Here is a 22,209-nt window from a genome sequence, read left to right as displayed (position 1 = left end):
CATCGGCAGCACGCGTCCGCCCGGCAGCTAACCGCCGGGGATTCGCCTGCTTACCGCTTTCCTGCTGCCTGGAATCCTCAGGAAGGTTTTATGTTTATGTCCTCTCCCCGATTGGGGAGAGGGTGTAGGGAATCAGTACGTATTGACTATGGCATTGCGATGGACTGCTTCTCTTCGAGCAGTTTTTCCACCACGCCAGGATCGGCGAGCGTTGAGGTATCGCCGAGGTTGCTGGTATCGCCGGCGGCAATCTTGCGCAGGATGCGGCGCATGATTTTACCGGAGCGGGTTTTCGGTAACGAATCGGTCCAGTGCAGCACGTCCGGGGTTGCCAGCGGGCCGATCTCTTTACGCACCCAGTTGCGCACTTCCGCGTACAGCTCCGGCGTCGGCTCTTCGCCGTGATTCAGCGTCACGTAGGCGTAAATAGCCTGGCCTTTGATGTTATGCGGAATGCCGACCACCGCCGCTTCGGCGATTTTCGGGTGTGAAACCAGCGCCGATTCAATTTCGGCGGTGCCCAGGCGATGGCCGGAAACGTTCAGCACGTCGTCCACGCGGCCGGTTATCCAGTAGTAGCCATCCTCGTCTCGACGCGCGCCGTCGCCGCTGAAGTACATGTTTTTAAAGGTCGAGAAGTAGGTTTGCTCGAAGCGCTCGTGGTCGCCGAACAGGGTTCTCGCCTGGCCAGGCCAGGAGTCGGCGATGGCGAGGTTGCCTTCGGTGGCCCCTTCCAGCGGCGTGCCTTCGTTATCGACGAGCACCGGCTGCACGCCGAAGAACGGACGGGTGGCGGAGCCGGCCTTCAGCTCAATGGCGCCCGGCAGCGGGGTGATCATAAAGCCGCCGGTTTCGGTCTGCCACCAGGTGTCCATCACCGGGCATTTCTCGTTGCCGATTTTTTTCCAGTACCACTCCCAGGCTTCCGGGTTGATCGGCTCGCCGACGGAGCCCAAAATACGCAGGGAAGAGCGGTCGGTGCCTTCGATGGCCTTATCACCCTCGGCCATCAGCGCGCGGATCGCCGTCGGGGCGGTATAGAGGATGCTGACCTGGTGTTTATCCACCACCTGGCACATGCGCGCCGGAGTCGGCCAGTTTGGCACCCCTTCAAACATTAGCGTCGTCGCTCCGCAGGCCAGCGGGCCATACAGCAGATAGCTGTGGCCGGTCACCCAGCCAACGTCGGCGGTGCACCAGTAGATGTCGCCAGGGTGATAATCGAATACGTATTTGAAGGTCGTCGCCGCATATACCAGGTAACCCCCGGTGGTGTGCAGAACGCCTTTCGGCTTGCCGGTTGAGCCGGAGGTATAGAGGATAAACAGCGGGTCTTCGGCGTTCATCTCTTCCGGCTGATGCTGGTCGCTGGCGTTTTCCAGCAGATCGCTCCACCACAGGTCGCGACCCTCGTGCCACTCCGTTTTGCCCCCGGTACGTTTGAGGACGACTACGTTTTCAATGCTGGTCACGTTAGGGTTTTTCAGCGCGTCATCGACGTTTTTCTTCAGCGGAATGGCGCGACCGGCGCGCAGGCCCTCGTCGGCGGTGATCACCAGCCGCGAGCTGGAGTCGATGATGCGTCCGGCCACCGCTTCCGGCGAGAAGCCGCCGAAAATAACCGAGTGGATGGCGCCAATGCGGGCGCAGGCCAGCATAGCGACCGCCGCTTCAGGCACCATCGGCATATAGATAGCAACCACGTCGCCTTTTTTAATTCCGAGACCGAGCAGGGCGTTGGCAAAGCGGCACACGTCGCGATGCAGCTCGCGATAGGTAATTTTCTTGCTCTGGCTGGCGTCGTCGCCTTCCCAGATGATGGCCGTCTGCTCGCCGCGCTCCGCGAGGTGGCGATCGAGACAGTTAGCCGCCAGGTTCAGGGTTCCGTCTTCATACCATTTGATAGAGACGTTGCCTGGGGCAAACGAGGTATTCTTCACCCGCGTATAGGGCCGAATCCAGTCGAGAATTTTACCCTGCTCGCCCCAGTACGCGTCGGGGTCGGTCACGGATTGGTGGTACTGCGCCTTGCACTGTTCCGGGTTAATCAGGCAGCGGTCCGCAATATTTGCGGGAATAGAGTGTTTATGTATTTGGCTCATGGCTTTTTTTCTCCTTTGGATTGTTAAATATATGTCAAATAAACGTTAATAGTAGGGGCTTTGAGCGCTTTGTTTGCTATTTGGGGGGCAGATCACGCATTAATTCAACTGAATGAAAATTAATCAAATGAAACTTTTGAGTGTAATAATTTCGTCAGTGAATTTATAGAAATGGAATCGATTAAAATTTTTTTATAACAGATACTTATGCAATGTAAGTGGGGGTAATTAGCGGCTTTATGCATAAAACCAGAGTAAAGGCCTGTTCTTAAAGGCTTGCGCAGCATGCCGTGCAAATGATACTCATACCGCGCGTTAAAAAATCCCATAGAGCAACGCAACACAATTCATACCCCTTTCAGTGGGTAACATTACCTCCGGTAATGGTGCCTTTCATTGAGGAAGTCTGTAGTGATGAAAAAAACAAAAGTCAGCCTGGCCTGGCAAATTTTGCTGGCCCTGGTGCTGGGCATACTCCTGGGTAGCTACCTGCATTACCATGCCGAAAATCGTGATTGGTTAATCTCGAATCTCCTGACGCCGGCGGGCGATATCTTTATTCACCTGATCAAAATGATCGTGGTGCCGATTGTGATTTCGACGCTGGTGGTCGGGATTGCGGGCGTTGGCGACGCTAAGCAACTGGGGCGTATTGGCGCCAAAACGATTATCTACTTTGAAGTGATCACCACGGTGGCCATCGTGCTGGGGATTACCCTGGCCAACGTTTTCCAGCCGGGAAGCGGCATTGATATGTCGCAGCTGGCGGCGGTCGATATTTCGAAATACCAAAGTACGACGGCTGAGGTGCAAAGCCACGCGCACGGGCTGATGGGGACGATTCTGTCGCTGGTGCCGACCAATATCGTCGCCTCGATGGCCAAAGGCGATATGCTGCCGATTATCTTCTTCTCGGTGCTGTTCGGCCTTGGCCTCTCTTCGCTGCCGGCCACGCACCGTGAGCCGCTGGTGACCGTTTTCCGCTCCATTTCCGAGACCATGTTCAAAGTGACGCACATGGTGATGCGCTATGCGCCGGTGGGGGTATTTGCGCTGATCTCGGTGACCGTCGCTACCTTTGGCTTCGCCTCCCTGTGGCCGCTGGCCAAGCTGGTGATTCTGGTTTATTTCGCGATTCTGTTCTTTGCGCTGGTGGTGCTGGGGCTGGTCGCGCGTTTCTGCGGCCTGAGCATCTGGATCCTGATTCGCATTCTGAAGGACGAGCTGATTCTGGCGTACTCCACCGCCAGCTCCGAGAGCGTGCTGCCGCGTATTATTGAGAAGATGGAGGCCTACGGCGCGCCGGCCTCAATCACCAGCTTTGTGGTGCCGACCGGCTACTCCTTTAACCTCGATGGTTCGACGTTATACCAGAGCATTGCGGCGATCTTTATCGCCCAGCTGTACGGGATTGACCTGTCGCTGTGGCAGGAGATCACCCTGGTGCTGACGCTGATGGTGACCTCGAAAGGGATTGCCGGCGTGCCGGGCGTCTCCTTCGTGGTGCTGCTGGCGACCCTGGGCAGCGTCGGTATCCCGCTGGAAGGACTGGCCTTTATTGCCGGCGTTGACCGTATTCTCGATATGGCGCGTACCGCGCTGAACGTGGTGGGGAATGCCCTGGCGGTGCTGGTGATTGCCAAGTGGGAACATAAGTTTGACCGTAAGAAGGCGCTGGCGTACGAACGTGAGGTGCTGGGTAAGTTTGATAAGACCGCGCAGTAAACGCGCGATCAAATAGCAAGCCCGGCGCCCTGCGCCGGGTTTTTTTTATCGTAGGGCAGGGGATTCCAGCCAACGGTGGTTTGGGCGAAGTCCGGATCGCTTACATGTGGTATGCCAGGTTACGGTGGAATGTTCCGTTCACCATTGGTCCCGCATACTTCTGTTTACTGCTGCATAGGTGAACGGCCCAGGGCCGGTTTCGCCCGGCCCTGGGGACCCGGCATCCCGGCAAGAAAAATCGTCGCTGCGCGATACCTTCGTCTCCGCCGTCTGGCTATTCGGGGACGGCAAGAGGTAACGTCCCTGTAAGGCTTGCCTCCGCCAGCATCCATGCTGGCGGCCCCGGCCAGCCGCCTGCGCCTCAGCGATTTTTAGCCGGCCCAACCCCCCTGCTGTATGTCCCGATGCCTCATGCCTGCATGGTCATTGCTGAAAAAGCCTTCAGCAATGATTTGGCTGCTGGTATCTACGGGCTGACAGCGCGAGGGGTAAGGCGCATCAAGAAAACTGGCGGGAACGCAGGCGCGCATCCAGGACTGGCCGCCAGGACAAAAACGCCGGGAGCGTTTTTGAACGACGTTAACGTCGGCCCCGAAGGGGTGAGTTCCATGGATGGGACGAATAAAGCGGCCAGAGAGGCAGGTCGAGACAGGGACGTCGAGTCCTGCCCGGTCCGCCAGATGAAGCCGGAGTGGAGCGTACCGCGCAGCGGCAGTTTTCAGCGCCATGCCGGGGGCCACGGGGGGCGGGCGAAACGCCCCCCGTGCCGTTCACCCGCAGCGGGTATCAGAAAAGCGCTGGATTCATCGTGAACGGAACATTCCACCGAACATTTCACGGAACAAGCTAAGAAAAAACGCCTTCGCCCAAACCACCGTAAAAAAGCCATTCAGGCGCGAAGAGGCTACCCCTTGGTAATCCGCTCAAACTCCTCGCATCCGGTATCAAACCCCTCCTGGCAGCTGACGTTCAGCCAGTGCAGAGCCTTCTGCTGATTGGGTTCGATAAAGCCTTTCTCCCCCTGCTGGAACATCATCCCGGCCCAGTATTCGGCGTAGCCGGTGCGGGACAGCGAGGAGCTGCGTTTAAAATAGAGGGTAGCCGCGGCGTCATCTTCCGCAGCCTGCACGCCGCTGGCGTAAATCAGCCCGAGCAGCATCTGCGCGTCGACGGCGGAGTCGCTTTCCGGGTCCTGGGCCGCGTCCTGCAGCAGGGTGATGGCGTGCGAATAGTCCGGCTTGCCGGCCTGATGATTGACCAGCACCCGGGCAAGCACGATCTCCCCGGCCTTGCTCCCCGCCTGCACCGACTTTTCCGCCAGTTGCCTGGCCTGCTTGTAGTCAGCGTTCTGCGGGTTACGGATCTTCAGCTGGGCCAGCAGCGCCAGCGCGTCGCCATCGCCGTTTTCCGCCGACTTCTGCGCCCAGTATTCGGCCTGCGGGTAATCGCCGGAGCTGACGTAGGTATCGGCGAGGTAGTACTGCGCGCGCGGGTCGCCCGATTCCGCCTGCTGTTTGTACTGACTGCCGGGTTCCACGGCGCCTGCGGCGAGGGAGACCAGCGCCAGCAATAAATAGAGGTATTTCATTTTTTATTATCTATTAGGGATACGGCTAACAGTATAAAGGGAGGAGTAAGAGAAGAAAATGACAGGCGCGAAGCAGGGGCGATGAAACCGGGGCGATAAATGTGTCCCTCCGGTAAGCATCGCACCGCCGGAAGGGCCGATCCGCACCCCGGACAGGCGCGGCGCGCCCCTGCGGATAAACGGTCTGGCCGCCGTCGCTACGCAGGGACTTCCTGATGATAAGCCGGCTTTTTGGGCGAAGCGCCGATGAAAAGCGGGGCATCATCAGTTTTGACGTGTTGAGGCGGGCGGAGTTGTGACATGGGTTGAAGAAACGCCATTCGGCAATGGATTTGTTGGAGTTGGTTTGCTGAATTAATCATACAGACATCATCCCCGGCGGGCAGAGGCAAGCTATGAAACCGGTCATTCTGGTTGTTGATGACGACAGCGCAATCTGCGAACTGCTGGGCGATGTGCTCAGCGCGCACGTTTTTGACGTGCTGGTGTGCCAAACCGGCGGCGAGGCGCTGGCGGTGGCGGCGCAGCGACGGGCGGCGGCAGGATATGGTGGCGCTGGAGGTGATCGATCACGGCTGCCGGACGTCGAGCTGCTGCGTAAGCCCTTCACCCGCGCCCAGCTGCAGTAGGCGCTGCGGAGCGCCGTGGTTGCGCCCCGCTAGCGGCATCTAATTGAGATTCCTCCGCTACTCGCCGCGGCGGCCGTTGATTACCGTAGGCCCAGCCCCCCGAAGAGACTGGCCCTATGAAACGCTATTTGACCGCTTTGATCCTCTGCACCCTGTCGCTGAGCAGCCAGCTTGCGCACGCCGATCTTATTGACGACGCCATCGGCAATATTCAGCAGGCGATTAACGACGCTTACCGCCCTGGCGATAACCGCTCCGATGACGACGATCGCTATAGCGACGGCCGCGATGATGACGGGCGCTATCAGGAGAGTCGGCAGCAAAGCCGCGATCGCCAGCGGCAGTACGACGATCGGCTGCGTCAGCTGGACGATCGCCGCCGCCAGCTTGACGATCGCCAGCGCCAGCTGGATCAGGACCGTCGGCAGTTAGAGAACGATCGCCGGCGGCTGGATGACGACTACTAGTCCAGCACGATCTCCATGCCGTCGTAGCCCGCCTCAAACCCCGGCGGCAGCGCGTTGTCCATCATCCAGGCATCAAACTGATGGCCGATATGGGTGAGAATGACGCGCGGGCAGCCAACGATCAGGTTGATGGCCCGCACCGTATTTAAATCGCAGTGGTTGCGCGGGGTTTGCGCACGCGGCTCGTGGCTGCAGTCGATAATAATCACCTGCGGCTGGTTATTGAGCAGGAACTTCAGCGTCTTCTCCGGCAGCCCGGCGGTATCCGCCAGCCACGCCACGCGGCTGTGCGCCGACTCCAGCAGATAGCCGAACGTCAGCTTTGAATGGTTCAGCGGCAGCGGGGTCACCCTGAGCCCCTGCAGCTCAAAAACCACGAAAGGGGCGACGGTATGGCTAAAATCCAGCAGCCCGGGATGCTTAAACAGATCGTCGCAGCCCTCTTCGTCCGGCGGACCAAACACCGGGATATGCTCCCCCACGCCCCAGCGCAGCGGGAACAGGCCCTGCACATGATCCATATGGTAGTGGGTGAGCAAAATCTGCTGAAAACTCCCGGCGGGCCAGCGCTCCATCAGGTCCGGGAGGCCGGCGTCGAGCAGCGTCACGGCGTGGTTGAACTTCACCGTCGCGCTGCAGGGACGGCGGCGGTGGGCCTCATCAATCCGGGCGCGGCGACAGGCGGCGCAGTCGCAGCCGAAGACCGGCACCAGCTGGGCGCCGCCGGTTCCGCTTAAGCGAATAGTCAGGCTCATACTTCCTCCTCACGGCGCTTTTTTAACATGAAGGCTTCGCGTCGCCGACGGTCAGGCATGCTGATTCTCTTGTCGGGCGTAGCGGCGGCGCAGCAGCGTGAAGAACTGCTCCACCGATTGCCCGAGGGTGCCGTCGTTATTGAGCATCAGGCAGTCCGTCGGCGCGTAGCGCGCGGCGCGCTCAAGCCGCTGGGCGATCTCCGTTTCGTTCTCCCGCCCGCGCTGCTGCAGACGCTGGCGCAGCACCTCCGGCGTCACCTGCAGGCAGATGGGCAGTAGGGCGTCGGCGTAGCGCGCCCGGGCCTGCGGCAGGTGCGCGCGGGAGCCGTTGGCCACCACGTCGAAACCGGCGTGCAGCCAGAGGTCGATTTCGATGCCAATCCCGTAGTAATTGTTATTGGCGTGCCAGCTGAGCGCAAAAAGCTGGCGTTCGGCGCGGCTGAAAAACTCCTGCTTGCTGAGGGCGATATGGTTCTCGCTTCCGGCGTTAAAGGGGCGCGTAATATAGCGATGCGCGACCAGCAGCTGCGAGTGCTCGCGCTGTCGGAGCGCCGCCAGCAGGCTATCTTTTCCTGAGCCGGAAGGCCCCACCAGCCAAATCAGTTTTCCGGGCATTAGAAGACCCTCTTTCCTTGACGCCAGACGTGGTCGATATGCACATGCTCACCGCGGCGATGGGCCAGCACGAGGTCGGCGCGTTTACCTTCGGCAATGGCTCCGCGATCGCCTAGCCCCAGCGCCTGCGCCGGATTTTTGCTCACCAGGCGAATCGCCTGCGGCAGCGAGAAGCCGTTGCCGTCGTCATCGGCGATGCGAAAGGCGGCATCCAGCAGGCTGGCGGGGTAGTAGTCGGATGAGAGAATATCCAGCAGGTTATCGGCCGCCAGCCGGTGGGCGGCGACGTTGCCGGAGTGCGATCCGCCGCGCACGATATTCGGCGCCCCCATCAGCACGTTCATACCGTGCTGGCGCGAGGCCTCAGCGGCGGCCAGGGTGGTGGGAAATTCGGCGATCGTGCTGCCAAGCTGGTGCGATTCGACGACATGTTCGCGGGTGGCGTCATCGTGGCTGGCGAGGGCGAGCTTGCGCTCGCGGCAGATGGCGGCGATGGTCTCGCGGTTCGGCTGCGACCAGGCCGCCGCCAGCGCCATCTGCTCCTCCTCGAAGCGGTCCATCTCTTCGTTGGTCAGATGATATTTTCCCTGGTAGTAATCGCGATATTTGCTGCGGTCGGCGTACTGGCGCTGGCCCGGGGAGTGGTCCATCAGGGAGACCATGCTCACCGGCTCGCGGCCAACCAGCTTCTCAAACAGCGGCAGGGTGGTGTGGTGCGGCAGCTCGCAGCGCAGGTGCAGGCGGTGCTCGGCGCGGTTAAGCCCGCGCTTTTGCGTCTCTTCGATGGCGTTGATCATCTTCTCCAGATTCTCCAGCCGGTCGCCGCCGTCGCGGACGTCGCCAATCGCCACCGCATCCAGCACGGTGGTGATCCCGCTGGCGATCATCAGCGCGTCGTGGCTGCTCATCGCCGAGTGGGCGGGCCAGTCAACCTTCGGGCGCGGGGTAAAAAACTTGTCCAGGTTATCGGTATGCAGCTCGATGAGCCCCGGCAGCAGCCAGCCGCCCTCGCCGTCGATCGCCTGCGGCAGCTGGCTCTGGCTTTCGGCAAACGCGTAAATCATGCCCTCCTGCACCTCCAGCGAGCCGCTCACTACTTCATCTTCGAGAACCAGTTTTACGTTGTTGATAATCATGCTGTTATTCCCATCGGATGCAGCCGGTCGGCCACCAGGTTGCGTGTCGTTTCATCATGGAAAATGCCGACGATAGCCGCGCCGCGCGCTTTGGCTTCGTTAATCAGCGCCACCACCGCGGCGCTGTTTTTGGCGTCGAGGGAGGCGGTAGGCTCGTCGAGTAAGAGGATCGGATAGTCAACGGCGAAGCCGCGGGCGATATTGACCCGCTGCTGCTCGCCGCCGGAGAAGGTGGACGGAGCGAGATGCCACAGGCGTTCCGGAACGTTCAGGCGCGTCAGCAGGCGCGCGGCCTTGGCGGCGCACGCTTCGCGCGGGATGCCGAGATCCAGCAGCGGCTGCATTACCACCTCCAGCGCCGAAATCCGCGGGATCACCCGCAGGAACTGGCTCACCCAGCCGATGGTGGTTTTACGCACCTCCAGCACCTTGCGCGCCGGGGCGCTGACCAGGTCGACCCACTCGTCGCCGTGGCGAACGTGAATATGCCCGGCATCCGGCAGGTAGTTGGCGTACAGCGAGCGCAGCAGGGTGGATTTACCGCTGCCGGAGTGGCCGTGCAGCACCACGCACTCTCCGGCGTTAACGGTGAGCGAAGCGTCGGCGAGCACCGGCAGGCGCACGCCGTTTTGCTGATGCAGGACAAAGGTTTTATGTACGTTTTCAACGCGGATGGCGTTCATGTGTTGCCTCATAGTGCCTGAGTTTTCCCGGCGGCGACGCGATGCGCCCCTCCGGGCTACCTGAGCCAGCGGATTGGTTCGTTGGCTAGTTCTGCAAGACCGACGACACCAGCAGCTGGGTATAGGGATGGTGCGGATCGTCGAGCACCCGATCGGTTAAACCACTTTCCACCACCTGACCCTGCTTCATCACCAGCAGGCGGTGGGCCAGCAGGCGCGCGACGCCGAGATCGTGGGTGACAATTACCACCGCGAGGTTCAGCTCCACCACCAGGCCGCGCAGCAGGTCGAGCAGGCGCGCCTGTACCGATACGTCCAGCCCACCGGTGGGTTCATCCATAAACACCAGCTTCGGCTGGGTGACGAGATTGCGGGCGATCTGCAGGCGCTGCTGCATGCCGCCGGAAAAGGTGGTCGGCAGGTCGTCGATGCGCGACGCCGGGATCTCCACCTCCTCCAGCCAGCGCCCGGCGGTGGCGCGAATATTGCCGTAGTGGCGCGCGCCGGTGGCCATCAGCCGTTCGCCGATATTGCCCCCCGCCGAGACCTGGCGGCGCAGGCCGTCCATCGGGTGCTGATGCACCACGCCCCACTCGGTGCGCAGCAGGCGGCGGCGGTCCGCTTCGCTCATCGCGTACAGCGAGCGGTTGTGGTACAGCACCTCGCCCTGCTGCGGCGCCAGGCGCGCGGAGATGGCCTTCAGCAGGGTGGTTTTGCCGGAGCCGGATTCACCGACGATGCCCAGCACTTCCCCCGGGAACAGCTCAAAGGAGACGTCGCTGAAGCCTTTGCCCGGCGCGTAGAGGTGGGTCAGATTGTTGACCGCAAGTAACGGTTGGCTCATTTTTGTTGCGCCTCGCTCTGTTGGCGGCAGTAGTCGGTATCGGAGCAGACAAACATGCGCTTGCCGCTATCATCCAGCACCACCTCATCAAGATAGCTGTGGCGCGAGCCGCAGATGGCGCAGGGCTCATCCCACTCCTGGACGGTGAAAGGATGATCGTCGAAATCGAGGCTTTCCACCGGCGTAAACGGCGGCACCGCGTAGATGCGCTTTTCGCGCCCGGCGCCGAACAGCTGCAGCGCCGGCATCATGTGCATCTTCGGGTTGTCGAATTTGGGGATTGGCGACGGGTCCATCACGTAGCGGCCGTTGACCTTCACCGGGTAGGCGTAGGTGGTCGCAATGTGGCCGAAGCGGGCGATATCTTCGTACAGCTTGACCTGCATCACGCCGTACTCTTCCAGCGCGTGCATGGTGCGGGTTTCGGTTTCGCGCGGCTCGATAAAGCGCAGCGGTTCCGGGATCGGTACCTGAAAGATCAGGATCTGATCTTCCGCCAGCGGTGTTTCCGGGATCCGGTGGCGGGTCTGGATCAGCGTCGCGTCTTCGGTGCGCTCGGTAGTGGCGACGCCGGTCACGCGGGTGAAGAACTGGCGAATCGACACCGCGTTGGTGGTGTCGTCGGCGCCCTGGTCAATCACCTTCAGCACGTCGTTCTCGCCGATCACGCTGGCGGTCAGCTGGATGCCGCCGGTGCCCCAGCCGTAGGGCATCGGCATTTCGCGGCCGCCGAACGGAACCTGATAGCCGGGGATGGCGACGGCCTTCAGAATGGCGCGGCGGATCATGCGCTTGGTTTGCTCATCAAGATAGGCGAAGTTATAGCCGGAGAGGGTGTTAGCCACGTTCATTCTCCCGTTGCAGGCGTTTCAGCAGCGCCAGTTCGGCCTGGAAATCGACATAGTGGGGCAGCTTAAGGTGCGAGACGAAGCCCGCGGCCTCGACGTTATCGGCATGGGCCAGCACAAACTCTTCGTCCTGCGCCGGGCCGGCCGCCTCTTCGCCGTACTCCGGCGCCTGCAGCGCGCGGTCAACCAGCGCCATCGCCATCGCCTTGCGCTCGCTCATGCCGAAGGTCAGGCCGTAGCCGCGGGTGAAGTGCGGGGGCTCGTCTTGCGGGGCGACGAAGCCGTTGACCATTTCGCATTCGGTCATCAGCAGCTCGCCGATATTGACCGCAAAGCCCAGCTCCTCCGGGACGATCTCTACCGCCACGTAGCCGCTGCGTATTTCACCGGCAAACGGGTGGTTGCGGCCGTAGCCACGCTGGGTTGAGTAGGCCAGCGCCAGCAGGTAGCCTTCGTCGCCGCGTACCAGCTGCTGCAGGCGCGATGAGCGCGAGCAGGGGTAAACCGGCGGGCTGCGGGTGATATCGTCAGGCTCGGCTAAGGTTTGCCGCTCTGCTTTCGCCAGCCCCTGCTGCACCAGCAGGCTAAAGACGTGCGGCGTGGCCTCCGGCGGCTGTCCGGCGGTTTTCAGCGCCGGCGCCTCGCCGTTGGCCAGCAGGGTAAAATCGAGCAGGCGGTGGGTGTAGTCGTAGGTCGGGCCGAGCATCTGGCCGCCGGGAATATCTTTATAGACCGCCGAAATGCGCCGCTCCAGACGCATTTCGGCGGTATTTACCGGTTCGCTCACCGCCAGCCGCTGCAGGGTGGTGCGGTAGGCGCGGAGTAAAAAAATGGCTTCGACGCTATCGCCGCTGGCCTGCTTGAGCGCCAGTGCCGCCAGCTCGCGGTCGGCGATGCCGCCTTCGGTCATCACCCGGTCAACCGCCAGGTTCAGCTGCTGGGTAATCTGTTCCACGCTAATTTCAGGAAGCCGTCCATCGCCTCGTCGTTTGTGTTCCTGCAGGGCGTGAGCGGCGACTATCGCCTTCTCGCCGCCTTTGACGGCAACGTACATTAGCAAACCTCCACGTGGGTGGTGCGCGGGATGGCCAGCAGACGCTCTCCGCAGGTCAGGATCAGGTCAATGCCTAAGGGGAACGGGTGCGGGCGCTCGGTCAGTTCATCAATGATGCAGTCCGGCAGCTGCGGGGCGATCATCCGCTCTTCGGCAATTCCGGCGCCGGTCAGGCGCAGCATGCGCCCGCCGCTGAGGCTGGGGAGCTGGACGATCAGCGTCACGCCGGTTTCCGGGGCGACAACGGTGCCGGCGGAGAGCTCGTTCAGCTGTTCGGCGCTGATACGCTCGTTGGTGACGGCGAAGACCGCCTGCTGCGGCTGCTCAACCAGCGGCGCGCCGGTATGAAAGCGCAGGTTCTGGCCGACGAGATCGTTATGCAGCGCGGCGGTAAACCATACCGGGGTGTCGCGATCGGCAAGCGTCAGCAGAAGGCTGGTAGAGGCGACGTTCAGCGGCTGCCAGCCGTGCTGAAGCTGCTGCAGGGAGACGATCACGCCCGGCTCGCTCATGGCCTTTAGCAGGCGACGAAAACTGTGTTGGGCATCCTGCGCCGGTAGGGTAAAGGCGGTTTGTAAGGTCATGCGTTATCTCCGCGAACCAGAGTAAAGAAATCTACCCGGCTGGCGTTGACTTCGGCGCGTCGGGCTTCAATGCGCGCGCTGCGTAGTTCTTCCAGCGGGGTAATCAGGGTTTCCATGAGGGAATGAAAGTAATGGGGCGACTGCAGCAGCGCGTCGATGGCCGCGCAGCGTTCGGCATGGGGGCGATCGCGTCCCAGTATCCAGCTGTAGCCGATCGTGCCGTCGGCGAGACAGATCGCCGCCCGGGTCAGGGTGGCGTCCCCGGCGAAGAAACGATCGCCGATGCCCCCCATACGCGCCTGGAGCTGCACCAGGCCGGTCTCCGGGGCGCGGATGGATTCGTACTGCGGCGCCAGCTGCAGGGTCTGCATCCGCGCCTGAAGCTCCTGCGGTTCACTGTGGGCCAGCACGGACATCCAGCGCTGGCGGGTGGCGGTATCAAAGTGCATTCAGTGCTCCATGGTGAATTCGATCATGTCCGCCCGGGTCAGGCTGACGGAGTACTCCGTCGCGTTCTGCTCGCCGGGACGGTGGTTGAGGGTTCTTACGCACAGCAGCGGCGCCATGTTGGGGATCCCCAGAATGTTGCTCTCTTTGGCCTGCGCGCGGCGGGCGCTGATTTTGGTACGCGCGCGGGTCAGCTCGACGTCCAGCTGCTGGCGCAGAAAATCGTGCAGCGAGCCCTGGCTGAAGGTTTGCAGCGCGGGCCAGAAGCGCAGGTCGGTGAAGTAGTGGTCGATCAGGCACAGCGCGACGCCGTTCACCCGGCGCAGGGTGCGCAGATGAATGACGTTATCGCCTTCGTTGATAGCAAAGGCCTCGGCGACGTGGCTGCTGGCCGGGCGCAGCACCGACAGCAGCTTTTCGCTGGTCGGATGGCTTCCCTGCTCGAGCAGGTTCTGGCTGAAGCGCGCCTGGGCGTTCAGCGGATAGTCGATCGGCCGCATCAGCACCAGCACGCCGACGCCCTGACGGCGCTGCACCCAGCCGCGTTCGACCAGCTGGTCTATCGCCCGGCGCAGGGTATGGCGGTTGACCTCAAAGCGGGTGGCCAGCTGCTGCTCCGCGGGCAGATAGTCGCCGCAGCGGTAGTTATGACGAAGCTCTTGCTCAAGCCTGGCGGCAATTTCCTGATACCGGGTTGGATAACGGGTCGGATGTCTGGATAAGTACATGTCAGTCGAGCCTCACTAAGCAGAAGAAGGGATTTCCCTCTGAGAGTGGCCCGATCCTGACCTGTTTTTGTGACATTGCGGTTAAAACATAATGACCGCAGGATGAAGAGTTAGCGCCAGGGCGATGACAGGGCGGGAGAGCCCGCCCGCAGGGAAAGCGTTAAGGCTGCTTGACGACGTTCACCATCCACGGGATACCGAAGCGATCGAAAAGTTTGCCAAAGCCGTGGGCCCAGAAGGTTTCCTGCCACTCCATTTCGATACGCCCTTCAGCGGCGAGGCCGTCAAACCAGCGTTTACCCTCATCCAGGTCCTGAGTATCCAGCACCAGGGTAAAGCCGGCGTAGCGTTCGCCGTCGCTGGTGGGGCTGTCGCACAGCATCAGCCCGCTGCCCGCTACGCGCAGGCTGGCGTGGGCGATACAGTCGGCGGCGAGGTGCTGGCCGGAGGGGCAGCCGTCCTCGGCATCCCGCATATTCTGCGGCATTTCGCCGTAGGTGATCTGGTGGACAAGCTCTGCGCCCAGCGCCTGCTGGTAGAAGGCGATGGCCGCAGCGCAGTTGCCGCTAAAGGCGATATGGGGGCTTAAAGACATAATCATGACCTCAGATAACGAATGACCCATTAAGCGTAGAGGGTGCCAGGCGATTTAAGCCAGGCGGCGAGGTCAGGAGGAGGGCGGCGAAAATAGCGGCCTGCGCCAGGCGCTATGCGGCGTGCAATCATGGCGAATGAGGCGGGAAACAGGCGGCGATGGCGCCCGGGTATATTCGTTCATTTTCCCGGCCGGTGGGGCTTGCCGGGAAAATAACGATTCTGCGAAAAGGAAATAGCGTTAGTTCTTTTTGACGAACTCGGATTTGAGCTTCATCGGACCAAAACCGTCAATTTTGCAGTCGATGTTATGATCGCCTTCTACCAGGCGGATATTCTTCACTTTAGTGCCGATTTTCAGCATCGAAGAGCTACCTTTAACCTTCAGATCTTTAATCACGGTAACGCTGTCGCCGTCGGCGAGTAAATTGCCGTTGGCATCTTTCACCGTCAGCGCGTCATTATCTTCAGCCGGCTCGGCGTTGTTCCATTCATGGGCGCATTCCGGGCAGATAAACATGCCGTTGTCTTCATAGGTGTACTCAGAATGGCATTTAGGACACTGTGGGAGTTGCATGGCGTTCCTCGTGATTACTGTATAAAACAGGCCCTTGGCCCGCTAAAAGGCGGCTGATAGCCGAAAGTAACCGCTATTATAGCGCACTACCGGCCATTTGTCGGCCACTTTTTCCGCGAGTACTGCGGCGGGAATATTCCGTTTTTCGCCCCACTATTGGCGATATTCACCGTGCTGCCGGGCCGGGGATATTCACAAATAAATCACTGCTTGCGCACGTTTATTGAACTTATTAATGCTGCTCGACTGCGTAATATAGCGAACAATTTTTCGTGAAGTTGATCCCAAATTTAAACGCTGTTAGGGTAAAAAGGCGAGTTCGTAAATTCGTCAGGTTTATTCGTAGCTCTATTTATTGATTCATTTACGCCAGAGCAGGCGTCAACAGGTTCGGTTGTACGGACTGTCAGCAGACAGTGCAGGCAAACCTGCTACGCTTGAGATAGAGGAGCTCGGCAGTTCGCCGCTCCCAACGCACGACGCAAACGGTACTGCCGTTTGGCGCAGATCCGTGCGCTCACGGCGAAGCTTTAGAGGAAAAATATGCTTAAAAGGAAAAAAGTAAAGCCAATCACTCTGCGGGATGTGACCATCATTGACGATGGCAAGCTGAAAAAAGCGATCACCGCGGCGTCGCTGGGTAATGCGATGGAGTGGTTCGATTTCGGCGTATACGGCTTCGTGGCCTATGCCTTAGGTAAAGTCTTCTTCCCCGATGCCGATCCCAGCGTGCAGATGATTGCCGCGCTAGGGACATTCTCCGTTCCGTTCCTGATTCGTCCGCTGGGCGGCCTGTTCTTCGGCATGCTGGGGGATAAATACGGTCGGCAAAAAATTCTGGCGATAACCATCGTTATCATGTCGATCAGTACCTTCTGTATTGGCCTGATTCCGTCGTATGCGTCGATTGGTATCTGGGCGCCGATTCTGCTACTGCTGTGTAAGATGGCGCAGGGCTTCTCGGTGGGCGGAGAGTATACCGGCGCTTCGATCTTCGTCGCCGAATACTCGCCCGACCGCAAACGCGGCTTTATGGGCAGCTGGCTGGACTTCGGCTCCATCGCCGGTTTTGTCCTCGGCGCGGGCGTGGTGGTGCTGATTTCCAGCGTGGTCGGCGAGGAGAACTTCCTCAGCTGGGGCTGGCGCTTGCCGTTCTTCCTCGCGCTGCCGTTAGGGCTTATCGGCCTCTATCTGCGTCACGCTCTGGAAGAGACCCCGGCGTTTCAGCAGCACGTTGATACCCTCGAGCAGGGCGATCGCGAAGGGCTGCAGGATGGGCCGAAGGTTTCGTTCAAAGAGATTGCCACCAAACACTGGCGCAGCCTGCTGACCTGTATCGGTCTGGTGATCTCCACCAACGTGACCTACTACATGCTGCTGACCTATATGCCGAGCTACCTGTCGCATAACCTGCACTACTCGGAAGATCACGGGGTGCTGATTATCATCGCGATTATGGTCGGGATGCTGTTTGTGCAGCCGGTTATCGGTATGCTCAGCGACCGCTTCGGCCGCCGTCCGTTTATTCTGATCGGCAGCGTGGCGCTGTTCGCGCTGTCGATTCCGGCCTTTATCCTGATTAACAGCAACGTTATCGGCCTGATTTTTGCCGGCCTGCTGCTGCTGGCGGTGGTGCTGAACTGCTTTATCGGAGTGATGGCGTCATCGCTGCCGGCGATGTTCCCGACCCATATCCGCTTCAGCGCGCTGGCCAGCGCCTTCAACATCTCGGTGCTGATTGCCGGTCTGACGCCAACCCTGGCGGCCTGGCTGGTGGAGAGTACGCAGAACCTGATGATGCCGGCCTACTATCTGATGGTGATTGCGGTTATCGGCCTGATCACCGGCGTGTCGATGAAGGAGACGGCGAACCGTCCGCTGAAAGGGGCGACGCCTGCGGCATCGGATATTCAGGAAGCGAAAGAGATCCTCGGTGAGCACTACGATAACATCGAAAACAAAATCGAAGATATCGATCAGGAAATCGCCGATTTGCAGGCGAAACGTTCCCGTCTGGTGGACCAGCACCCGCGAATTAACGACTGATTAATTCGCCAGGAATGTGAAAAATGCCGCCGTGGGCCTCCCCCGGCGGCATTTTTTATGGCCGCTCAGGCGCCATCCGGCGGCAGGCTCTGTCGGCGCTCCCGGCTGAGCCGGCGGTACTGCTGCGGCGGCATGCCGACGTACCGGCTAAAGGTGCTGTAGAAGCGGCTGCTGGAGCGAAAGCCGGCGGTGAGGGCGATATCAAGGATGGTTTTGTCGGTGTCGCTGAGCAGGGCGCGGACGTGGTTAATGCGCATGGCGGTGATGTACTGCTTCATGGTCTGCTGCATCACCCGTTGAAAAATGCCCATCGCGTAGTTGGGGTTGAGCTTAACGTGTTCGGCAACCGCATCGACGGTCAGCGCCCGATCGTAGTGCGCGGCGATAAATTCGAGCATCTGGCTGACGTAAAACTGCGCGTGCCGCGAGACGCTGTACTTATGCGTTCGCGAGGTTTTGTTGACCAGAATCGGCTGCCAGCCTGAGAGGCTAAAGCGCTTGAGCATCAGGGCGATCTCTTCGATCGCCAGCTGGCGGATCTGCTCGTTGTCGCTGGCGAGCTCCTGCTGCCAGCGCTGGACCTCAAAGACGCTGAGCTGCTGCGCCGCGAGGGATTTAATGACCATCCCGTGGGTGACGTTGTTGATCAGCTCCCGGTCCAGCGGCCAGGACAAAAACAGATGTATCGGCAGGTTGAAGATGGCCATTTGCCGGCAGCTGCCGGGGCGGGTGAGCTGATGCGGCGTACAGGCCCAGAACAGGGGGATATAGCCCTGCTTAATGCTCACCACCTCGTTGTTGATCAGATACTCCACGTCGCCGTCGAAAGGGACGTTAATCTCCACCTGGCCGTGCCAGTGGCTGGTGGTCATGGCGTGCGGGGTGCGGAGCTCAATATCCATGCGCTGATACTCGGAGTAGAGCGCCAGCGGGCTGCGGTTATTTTTCTCGTCGCTGCTGCTCATATACGAGTCGGGAGGCGGTGTAAGGTTTTTTTCCATGAGGCGGCGGATTCCTGAATCGTCATAGCTGCTGTTTTTTTGCACCGGTATGCAGCTATCTTAGCGGATTCAATCGCCCGTTTTCTCTCCTTTTCCGCCATATTGTTCCCGAAAGCTCAGATTTTGTGGCGGGTAACGGTACGGTATGCGGGTTTGGTAATGCCTCCAATCAGTAGAACATGTACTTTTCGATGAAGGCACCGATGACCTTTTCGTGCAATTCGATGGAACGTGAAAAACATATTGTTTTGCGTGCCAGCCGCTTGATACGGGTTCGCAGCGTCAGATTGTTTCGCTCAATGCGCTGTGTGAAAATTTTACCAGTCAGATGTATCTCCTTCGGCACCTCTCTGGCATAACTGCCCCAGTTATCGCTGGTAATCATGCCGATGCTAAAGGGCGTCAACAGGGCCAACAGTTCCCGACATGTCTCATCGGTACGTGGGCCGAAAGTATAAGCCAGTACGCCACCCGTTTTGGTATTGTAAGCATACCAGAGCCAGTGCTGCCGGGCTTTACTGCCAACAAAGCCCCACTGCTCATCAAGCTCGCAGATGAGTGCCACATCGGCATGAGCGACAGGAGAAGCGGTTATCCGGGACGGCGAGAGCTTTTTAATGTCCGTATGACGGTATTGATACCGACCTTAAGAACTCTGGCGGTATCGCGGACGCCGGCACCGTTGTGTGCCAGTTCAACTATCTGTTCTTTTACACCGGGTTTTCTGGCTTCATAGGTATAAGCCAGCTGAAAAACGCGGCGACATGACCGGCAACGAAAGCGCTCGTGCCCGGAACAGCTGTGCCCATGGCGATAAACAGAATCGGAATGGCAACGAGGACAATGAACAGTAACGGTAGCCATAGAAAGCCCTAAATACCAGTAGCATATCATGGTTTTCTATCGATTGAAGGCATTACCCGATTTTGAGGTCTGCAAGCGGCACGGGCTGGAGCAGACCATCGCCGATACGCTCGGGCCGGGCGGGATCATGCGGGCGCTGCGGACCATTCCGCACCTGTGGCGCATCTGTGACGATATGACCGAGGTCTGCCCGAACGCGACGATGCTGAACTACGTCAACCCGATGGCGATGAACACCTGGGCGATGTACGCGCGCTATCCGCATATTAAGCAGGTCGGCCTGTGCCATTCCGTGCAGGGCACGGCGGAAGAGCTGGCGCACGACCTTGACCTCGACCCGGCGGATCTGCGCTACCGCTGCGCCGGTATTAACCACATGGCGTTCTACCTGTCGCTGGAGAAAAAGAGGGGCGACGGCAGCTACGTCAGCATCTATCCGGACATGCTGCAGGCCTTTGCCGAAGGGCGCGCGCCGAAGCACCGCGAGAACTCGCGCTGCCAGAATATCGTTCGCTACGAGATGTTCAAAAAGCTGGGCTACTTCGTGACGGAATCGTCGGAGCACTTCGCGGAATATACCCCGTGGTTTATCAAGCCGGGGCGTGAAGACCTGATTGCCCGCTATCAGGTACCGCTGGATGAATACCCGAAGCGCTGCGTCGAGCAGGTGGCGAACTGGCATAAAGAGCTGGAGATGTATAAAACCCGCGATCGCATCGAGATTAAGCCTTCGCGCGAGTACGCCAGCACGATTATGAACGCCATCTGGACCGGCGAGCCGAGCGTGGTGTACGGCAACTTGCGCAACGACGCGCTGATCGACAACCTGCCGCAAGGATGCTGCGTGGAGGTCGCCTGCCTGGTGGACGCCAACGGTATTCAGCCCACTAAAGTTGGCAAGCTGCCCGCGCACCTGGCGGCGCTGATGCAAACCAACATCAACGTTCAGAGCCTGCTGACCGAGGCGATCCTCACCGAGAACCGCGATTACGTCTATTATGCGACGATGATGGATCCGCACACCGCGGCGGTGCTGGGAATTGAGGAGATCTATGCGCTGGTGGACGATCTGATTGCCAGCCACGGCGACTGGCTGCCGGCCTGGCTGCGGCGTTAATACTTCCTCCGCCGTCGGGCCATCCGGCCCGACGATATTCGCCGCAACTTCATTTCCCGCGGCATCCCCGCCGAAATCTCCCCGACATCCTGAACCGGCCGCAGCATCATAAAAGATGACGCGCTGCGCTATGGCCGACGCCGCAGCCGATGATAAAACCCGCGGATTTTGCGCGAGCGTAGGCGAAAATTCGCTGAGTTCGCGCGGGTTTTTCCCTTCATTTTTCACCAAAAAGCACAAGAAGTTAATCTCTGATAATTATCTATTAATTCTCTAATTGTTCTCTTTTTGTGGTCGCTGATTTTAATTTTATCTTATATGTCTCTTTTATTTCTCGGAATTGTCTCTTTTTTGCGCTATTGCACGGTCACTTAACGCTTGCTACTCTTTTGTAGTCTTATTTTTTCTCTTATTTGTCGCAGAGACGGAGCGATACGATGCGCATTTTTATCGATGATGGTTCAACCAATATCAAAATGCTGTGGGAACAAGATGGTGAAACATTGACCCATATCAGCCCGAACAGCTTCAAGCGTGGATGGTCTGCCACCTTCGGTACCGGGAAGCCCTATAACTACACCGTGGATGAGGAGAAGTACTCTTTCGATCTGATTACGCCGGATGCGTTGCCGACCAACAATATCGAATGGCAGTACAGCCCGCTGAACTCTATCGCCGTGCATCACGCTCTGCTGACCAGCGGACTTGAGCCACAGGATGTGGAGATCGTGGTGACGCTGCCGCTGACCGAGTTTTACGACGAAGATGCCCAGTACCGCCTCGACAATATCGAACGCAAGAAAAAGAGCCTGCGCCGCGCGGTCAAACTGAACAAAGGCGAAGTGTTCAATATCACCAAAGTCACCGTGCGCCCGGAGTCTATCCCGGCCGGTATCAGCCTGTGCGATGAGCTCAAACCGTCGCACTCCGTGCTGATTGTCGACCTGGGCGGCACCACGCTGGATATTTCCATGGTGGCCGGTCAGATGACCTCGGTTTCGCGCATTTTTGGCGACCCGAAGCTGGGCGTATCGCTGGTAACTGATGCGGTGAAGCTGGCGCTGGCCAGAGCGAATACCGACACCTCCAGCTACAACGTCGATCAGATCATCATTAACCGCGATGACGATGCCTATCTGGCTGACAACATCAACGATCCGGATGCGGTCTCCGATGTGAAAAAGGTGATTGCCGGAAGCATCGAGCGGCTCACCACGCGCGTGCTGACGACCATTGATAGCTTTAAGGGCTATTCTCACGTGATTGTGATTGGCGGCGGCGCGCCGCTGGTGGCGGACGCCATCCGCGCGCGGGTTGGCCTGCGTGACGATCGCTTTGTGGTTGCTGATGAACCGCAGTTTGCGCTGGTTCGCGGTCTGAAAATCATAGGCTAAGGAGCGGGTATGACTCTGGAACGCAGAAAAGTTCTGATTTACCTGCGCCCGGATATCAGCGCCAGCGAGCGCTTTGCCGATGCCAAAATTGAGGCCCACCATCGTGGCGACCGCGGCGAAATGTCGCGTACTGCCCTGCTGGCCGGCCTCGCGCTGGGGGAAATTGACGGCCGCTTACCGTCAATGCTGGCGGCGTTACTGGCGGAAGATACCCGGCCGGAGATGTTGCGTACGATGCTGGCATCATTTCTGGAAATTCAGCCCGCAGCCGCGGCCTCTGCTCCGAATGCTGCGCCGATGGCGCAGGCGCCGGCTCCGGTGGTCGAAGAGGTGAAGGCGGTGGAGAGCGTTTCCGCCCGTAATCTTGCCGGCTCGCTGCCGGATTAAGCCCCCGCTTTCGCGGATCGCGGC

Annotated in this window: 21 protein-coding genes and 2 pseudogenes; 7 read left to right on the top strand and 16 right to left on the bottom strand. The window is 59.6% G+C overall.

Annotation, left to right across the window (positions count from 1 at the left end):
- Window positions 1-146 precede the first annotated feature (146 nt).
- Complete coding sequence (gene acs / locus AC1M2H_RS25705) at window positions 147-2,102, bottom strand: acetate--CoA ligase (RefSeq protein ID WP_480149573.1); 1,956 nt, start codon at window positions 2,100-2,102, stop codon at window positions 147-149.
- A gap of 414 nt (window positions 2,103-2,516) precedes the next feature.
- Between acs and gltP the strand changes: the two genes are divergently transcribed.
- The gene (gene gltP / locus AC1M2H_RS25700; RefSeq protein WP_464414988.1) at window positions 2,517-3,827 is read left to right on the top strand and encodes a glutamate/aspartate:proton symporter GltP; all 1,311 of its coding nucleotides are present in this window, start codon (window positions 2,517-2,519) and stop codon (window positions 3,825-3,827) included.
- A gap of 904 nt (window positions 3,828-4,731) precedes the next feature.
- Here gltP and AC1M2H_RS25695 read toward each other — a convergent pair.
- The gene (locus AC1M2H_RS25695) at window positions 4,732-5,415 is read right to left on the bottom strand and encodes a tetratricopeptide repeat protein (RefSeq protein ID WP_480149572.1); all 684 of its coding nucleotides are present in this window, start codon (window positions 5,413-5,415) and stop codon (window positions 4,732-4,734) included.
- Between the two features lie 395 nt (window positions 5,416-5,810).
- On the opposite strand from AC1M2H_RS25695, the pseudogene AC1M2H_RS25690 reads away from it, so the two are divergent.
- A pseudogene (locus AC1M2H_RS25690) lies at window positions 5,811-5,945 on the top strand (DNA-binding response regulator); the annotation flags it as partial.
- A 215-nt stretch (window positions 5,946-6,160) separates the two neighbouring features.
- Window positions 6,161-6,511 carry a DDRRRQL repeat protein YjdP gene (yjdP, locus tag AC1M2H_RS25685; protein ID WP_480149571.1) on the top strand — a complete coding sequence of 117 codons (351 nt, stop codon included), beginning with the start codon at window positions 6,161-6,163 and terminating at the stop codon, window positions 6,509-6,511.
- Here yjdP and phnP read toward each other — a convergent pair.
- The 12 genes from phnP to AC1M2H_RS25625 all read right to left on the bottom strand — a co-directional run bounded on the left by phnP (window position 6,508) and on the right by AC1M2H_RS25625 (window position 15,376).
- Window positions 6,508-7,266, bottom strand: a complete 759-nt coding sequence (phnP, locus tag AC1M2H_RS25680; protein WP_480149570.1) for a phosphonate metabolism protein PhnP — start codon at window positions 7,264-7,266, stop codon at window positions 6,508-6,510. The two genes, yjdP and phnP, sit on opposite strands and share 4 nt — an antisense overlap.
- A gap of 51 nt (window positions 7,267-7,317) precedes the next feature.
- Window positions 7,318-7,881 carry a ribose 1,5-bisphosphokinase gene (gene phnN / locus AC1M2H_RS25675; protein WP_480149569.1) on the bottom strand — a complete coding sequence of 188 codons (564 nt, stop codon included), beginning with the start codon at window positions 7,879-7,881 and terminating at the stop codon, window positions 7,318-7,320.
- On the bottom strand, window positions 7,881-9,017 hold the full coding sequence (gene phnM / locus AC1M2H_RS25670; RefSeq protein ID WP_480149568.1) for an alpha-D-ribose 1-methylphosphonate 5-triphosphate diphosphatase: 1,137 nt from the start codon (window positions 9,015-9,017) through the stop codon (window positions 7,881-7,883). Before phnM ends, phnN begins: the two co-directional genes overlap by 1 nt.
- Window positions 9,014-9,700: a phosphonate C-P lyase system protein PhnL gene (phnL, locus tag AC1M2H_RS25665; RefSeq protein ID WP_480149567.1), complete on the bottom strand. Its 687-nt coding sequence runs from the start codon at window positions 9,698-9,700 to the stop codon at window positions 9,014-9,016. Before phnL ends, phnM begins: the two co-directional genes overlap by 4 nt.
- 85 nt (window positions 9,701-9,785) lie before the next feature.
- Window positions 9,786-10,544: a phosphonate C-P lyase system protein PhnK gene (phnK, locus tag AC1M2H_RS25660; protein ID WP_480149566.1), complete on the bottom strand. Its 759-nt coding sequence runs from the start codon at window positions 10,542-10,544 to the stop codon at window positions 9,786-9,788.
- Window positions 10,541-11,389 (bottom strand): alpha-D-ribose 1-methylphosphonate 5-phosphate C-P-lyase PhnJ, encoded by an 849-nt coding sequence (locus tag AC1M2H_RS25655; protein ID WP_480149565.1) that lies wholly within the window; start codon window positions 11,387-11,389, stop codon window positions 10,541-10,543. The genes phnK and AC1M2H_RS25655 overlap by 4 nt, the downstream gene beginning before the upstream one ends.
- Window positions 11,382-12,446 (bottom strand): carbon-phosphorus lyase complex subunit, encoded by a 1,065-nt coding sequence (locus AC1M2H_RS25650; RefSeq protein WP_480149564.1) that lies wholly within the window; start codon window positions 12,444-12,446, stop codon window positions 11,382-11,384. The genes AC1M2H_RS25655 and AC1M2H_RS25650 overlap by 8 nt, the downstream gene beginning before the upstream one ends.
- Window positions 12,446-13,030: a phosphonate C-P lyase system protein PhnH gene (phnH, locus tag AC1M2H_RS25645; RefSeq protein WP_041143665.1), complete on the bottom strand. Its 585-nt coding sequence runs from the start codon at window positions 13,028-13,030 to the stop codon at window positions 12,446-12,448. The genes AC1M2H_RS25650 and phnH overlap by 1 nt, the downstream gene beginning before the upstream one ends.
- Window positions 13,027-13,479 (bottom strand): phosphonate C-P lyase system protein PhnG, encoded by a 453-nt coding sequence (gene phnG, locus AC1M2H_RS25640; protein ID WP_480149563.1) that lies wholly within the window; start codon window positions 13,477-13,479, stop codon window positions 13,027-13,029. The genes phnH and phnG overlap by 4 nt, the downstream gene beginning before the upstream one ends.
- On the bottom strand, window positions 13,480-14,205 hold the full coding sequence (gene phnF / locus AC1M2H_RS25635) for a phosphonate metabolism transcriptional regulator PhnF (RefSeq protein WP_480149562.1): 726 nt from the start codon (window positions 14,203-14,205) through the stop codon (window positions 13,480-13,482).
- 160 nt (window positions 14,206-14,365) lie between these two features.
- Window positions 14,366-14,800 carry a VOC family metalloprotein YjdN gene (gene yjdN / locus AC1M2H_RS25630; protein ID WP_480149561.1) on the bottom strand — a complete coding sequence of 145 codons (435 nt, stop codon included), beginning with the start codon at window positions 14,798-14,800 and terminating at the stop codon, window positions 14,366-14,368.
- A gap of 240 nt (window positions 14,801-15,040) precedes the next feature.
- Window positions 15,041-15,376 carry a zinc ribbon domain-containing protein YjdM gene (locus tag AC1M2H_RS25625; protein WP_480149560.1) on the bottom strand — a complete coding sequence of 112 codons (336 nt, stop codon included), beginning with the start codon at window positions 15,374-15,376 and terminating at the stop codon, window positions 15,041-15,043.
- 543 nt (window positions 15,377-15,919) lie between these two features.
- Between AC1M2H_RS25625 and proP the strand changes: the two genes are divergently transcribed.
- On the top strand, window positions 15,920-17,422 hold the full coding sequence (proP, locus tag AC1M2H_RS25620; RefSeq protein ID WP_480149559.1) for a glycine betaine/L-proline transporter ProP: 1,503 nt from the start codon (window positions 15,920-15,922) through the stop codon (window positions 17,420-17,422).
- 65 nt (window positions 17,423-17,487) lie between these two features.
- Here proP and melR read toward each other — a convergent pair whose 3' ends face one another.
- Window positions 17,488-18,423: a transcriptional regulator MelR gene (gene melR / locus AC1M2H_RS25615; RefSeq protein ID WP_480149558.1), complete on the bottom strand. Its 936-nt coding sequence runs from the start codon at window positions 18,421-18,423 to the stop codon at window positions 17,488-17,490.
- A gap of 169 nt (window positions 18,424-18,592) precedes the next feature.
- Window positions 18,593-19,287 (bottom strand): IS1 family transposase gene (locus AC1M2H_RS25610; protein ID WP_480147781.1). Its coding sequence is split into 2 segments (ribosomal slippage): window positions 18,593-19,041 and window positions 19,041-19,287, totalling 696 coding nucleotides; the frame shifts between segments, so codons are not numbered across the junction.
- A 55-nt stretch (window positions 19,288-19,342) separates the two neighbouring features.
- On the opposite strand from AC1M2H_RS25610, the pseudogene melA reads away from it, so the two are divergent.
- The 3 genes and pseudogenes from melA to AC1M2H_RS25595 all read left to right on the top strand — a co-directional run.
- A pseudogene (melA, locus tag AC1M2H_RS25605) lies at window positions 19,343-20,404 on the top strand (alpha-galactosidase); the annotation flags it as partial.
- 437 nt (window positions 20,405-20,841) lie between these two features.
- A complete protein-coding gene (gene parM / locus AC1M2H_RS25600; protein ID WP_426813413.1) occupies window positions 20,842-21,798 on the top strand; it encodes a plasmid segregation protein ParM domain-containing protein in 957 nt (318 codons plus the stop codon).
- A gap of 9 nt (window positions 21,799-21,807) precedes the next feature.
- Window positions 21,808-22,185 (top strand): plasmid partitioning/stability family protein, encoded by a 378-nt coding sequence (locus AC1M2H_RS25595; RefSeq protein WP_480149557.1) that lies wholly within the window; start codon window positions 21,808-21,810, stop codon window positions 22,183-22,185.
- Window positions 22,186-22,209 lie beyond the last annotated feature (24 nt).

The sequence above is a fragment of the Klebsiella sp. F11 genome, from assembly GCF_056712265.1.
This window is presented reverse-complemented; position numbering and strand designations above follow the sequence as displayed.

What these genes read in the sequence shown, in the direction of transcription:
- acs (WP_480149573.1), bottom strand. Translation starts at nt 2,102, where the DNA reads ATGAGCCAAATACATAAACACTCTATTCCCGCAAATATTGCGGACCGC.
- gltP (WP_464414988.1), top strand. Translation starts at nt 2,517, where the DNA reads ATGAAAAAAACAAAAGTCAGCCTGGCCTGGCAAATTTTGCTGGCCCTG.
- AC1M2H_RS25695 (WP_480149572.1), bottom strand. Translation starts at nt 5,415, where the DNA reads ATGAAATACCTCTATTTATTGCTGGCGCTGGTCTCCCTCGCCGCAGGC.
- yjdP (WP_480149571.1), top strand. Translation starts at nt 6,161, where the DNA reads ATGAAACGCTATTTGACCGCTTTGATCCTCTGCACCCTGTCGCTGAGC.
- phnP (WP_480149570.1), bottom strand. Translation starts at nt 7,266, where the DNA reads ATGAGCCTGACTATTCGCTTAAGCGGAACCGGCGGCGCCCAGCTGGTG.
- phnN (WP_480149569.1), bottom strand. Translation starts at nt 7,881, where the DNA reads ATGCCCGGAAAACTGATTTGGCTGGTGGGGCCTTCCGGCTCAGGAAAA.
- phnM (WP_480149568.1), bottom strand. Translation starts at nt 9,017, where the DNA reads ATGATTATCAACAACGTAAAACTGGTTCTCGAAGATGAAGTAGTGAGC.
- phnL (WP_480149567.1), bottom strand. Translation starts at nt 9,700, where the DNA reads ATGAACGCCATCCGCGTTGAAAACGTACATAAAACCTTTGTCCTGCAT.
- phnK (WP_480149566.1), bottom strand. Translation starts at nt 10,544, where the DNA reads ATGAGCCAACCGTTACTTGCGGTCAACAATCTGACCCACCTCTACGCG.
- AC1M2H_RS25650 (WP_480149564.1), bottom strand. Translation starts at nt 12,446, where the DNA reads ATGTACGTTGCCGTCAAAGGCGGCGAGAAGGCGATAGTCGCCGCTCAC.
- phnH (WP_041143665.1), bottom strand. Translation starts at nt 13,030, where the DNA reads ATGACCTTACAAACCGCCTTTACCCTACCGGCGCAGGATGCCCAACAC.
- phnG (WP_480149563.1), bottom strand. Translation starts at nt 13,479, where the DNA reads ATGCACTTTGATACCGCCACCCGCCAGCGCTGGATGTCCGTGCTGGCC.
- phnF (WP_480149562.1), bottom strand. Translation starts at nt 14,205, where the DNA reads ATGTACTTATCCAGACATCCGACCCGTTATCCAACCCGGTATCAGGAA.
- yjdN (WP_480149561.1), bottom strand. Translation starts at nt 14,800, where the DNA reads ATGTCTTTAAGCCCCCATATCGCCTTTAGCGGCAACTGCGCTGCGGCC.
- AC1M2H_RS25625 (WP_480149560.1), bottom strand. Translation starts at nt 15,376, where the DNA reads ATGCAACTCCCACAGTGTCCTAAATGCCATTCTGAGTACACCTATGAA.
- proP (WP_480149559.1), top strand. Translation starts at nt 15,920, where the DNA reads ATGCTTAAAAGGAAAAAAGTAAAGCCAATCACTCTGCGGGATGTGACC.
- melR (WP_480149558.1), bottom strand. Translation starts at nt 18,423, where the DNA reads ATGGAAAAAAACCTTACACCGCCTCCCGACTCGTATATGAGCAGCAGC.
- parM (WP_426813413.1), top strand. Translation starts at nt 20,842, where the DNA reads ATGCGCATTTTTATCGATGATGGTTCAACCAATATCAAAATGCTGTGG.
- AC1M2H_RS25595 (WP_480149557.1), top strand. Translation starts at nt 21,808, where the DNA reads ATGACTCTGGAACGCAGAAAAGTTCTGATTTACCTGCGCCCGGATATC.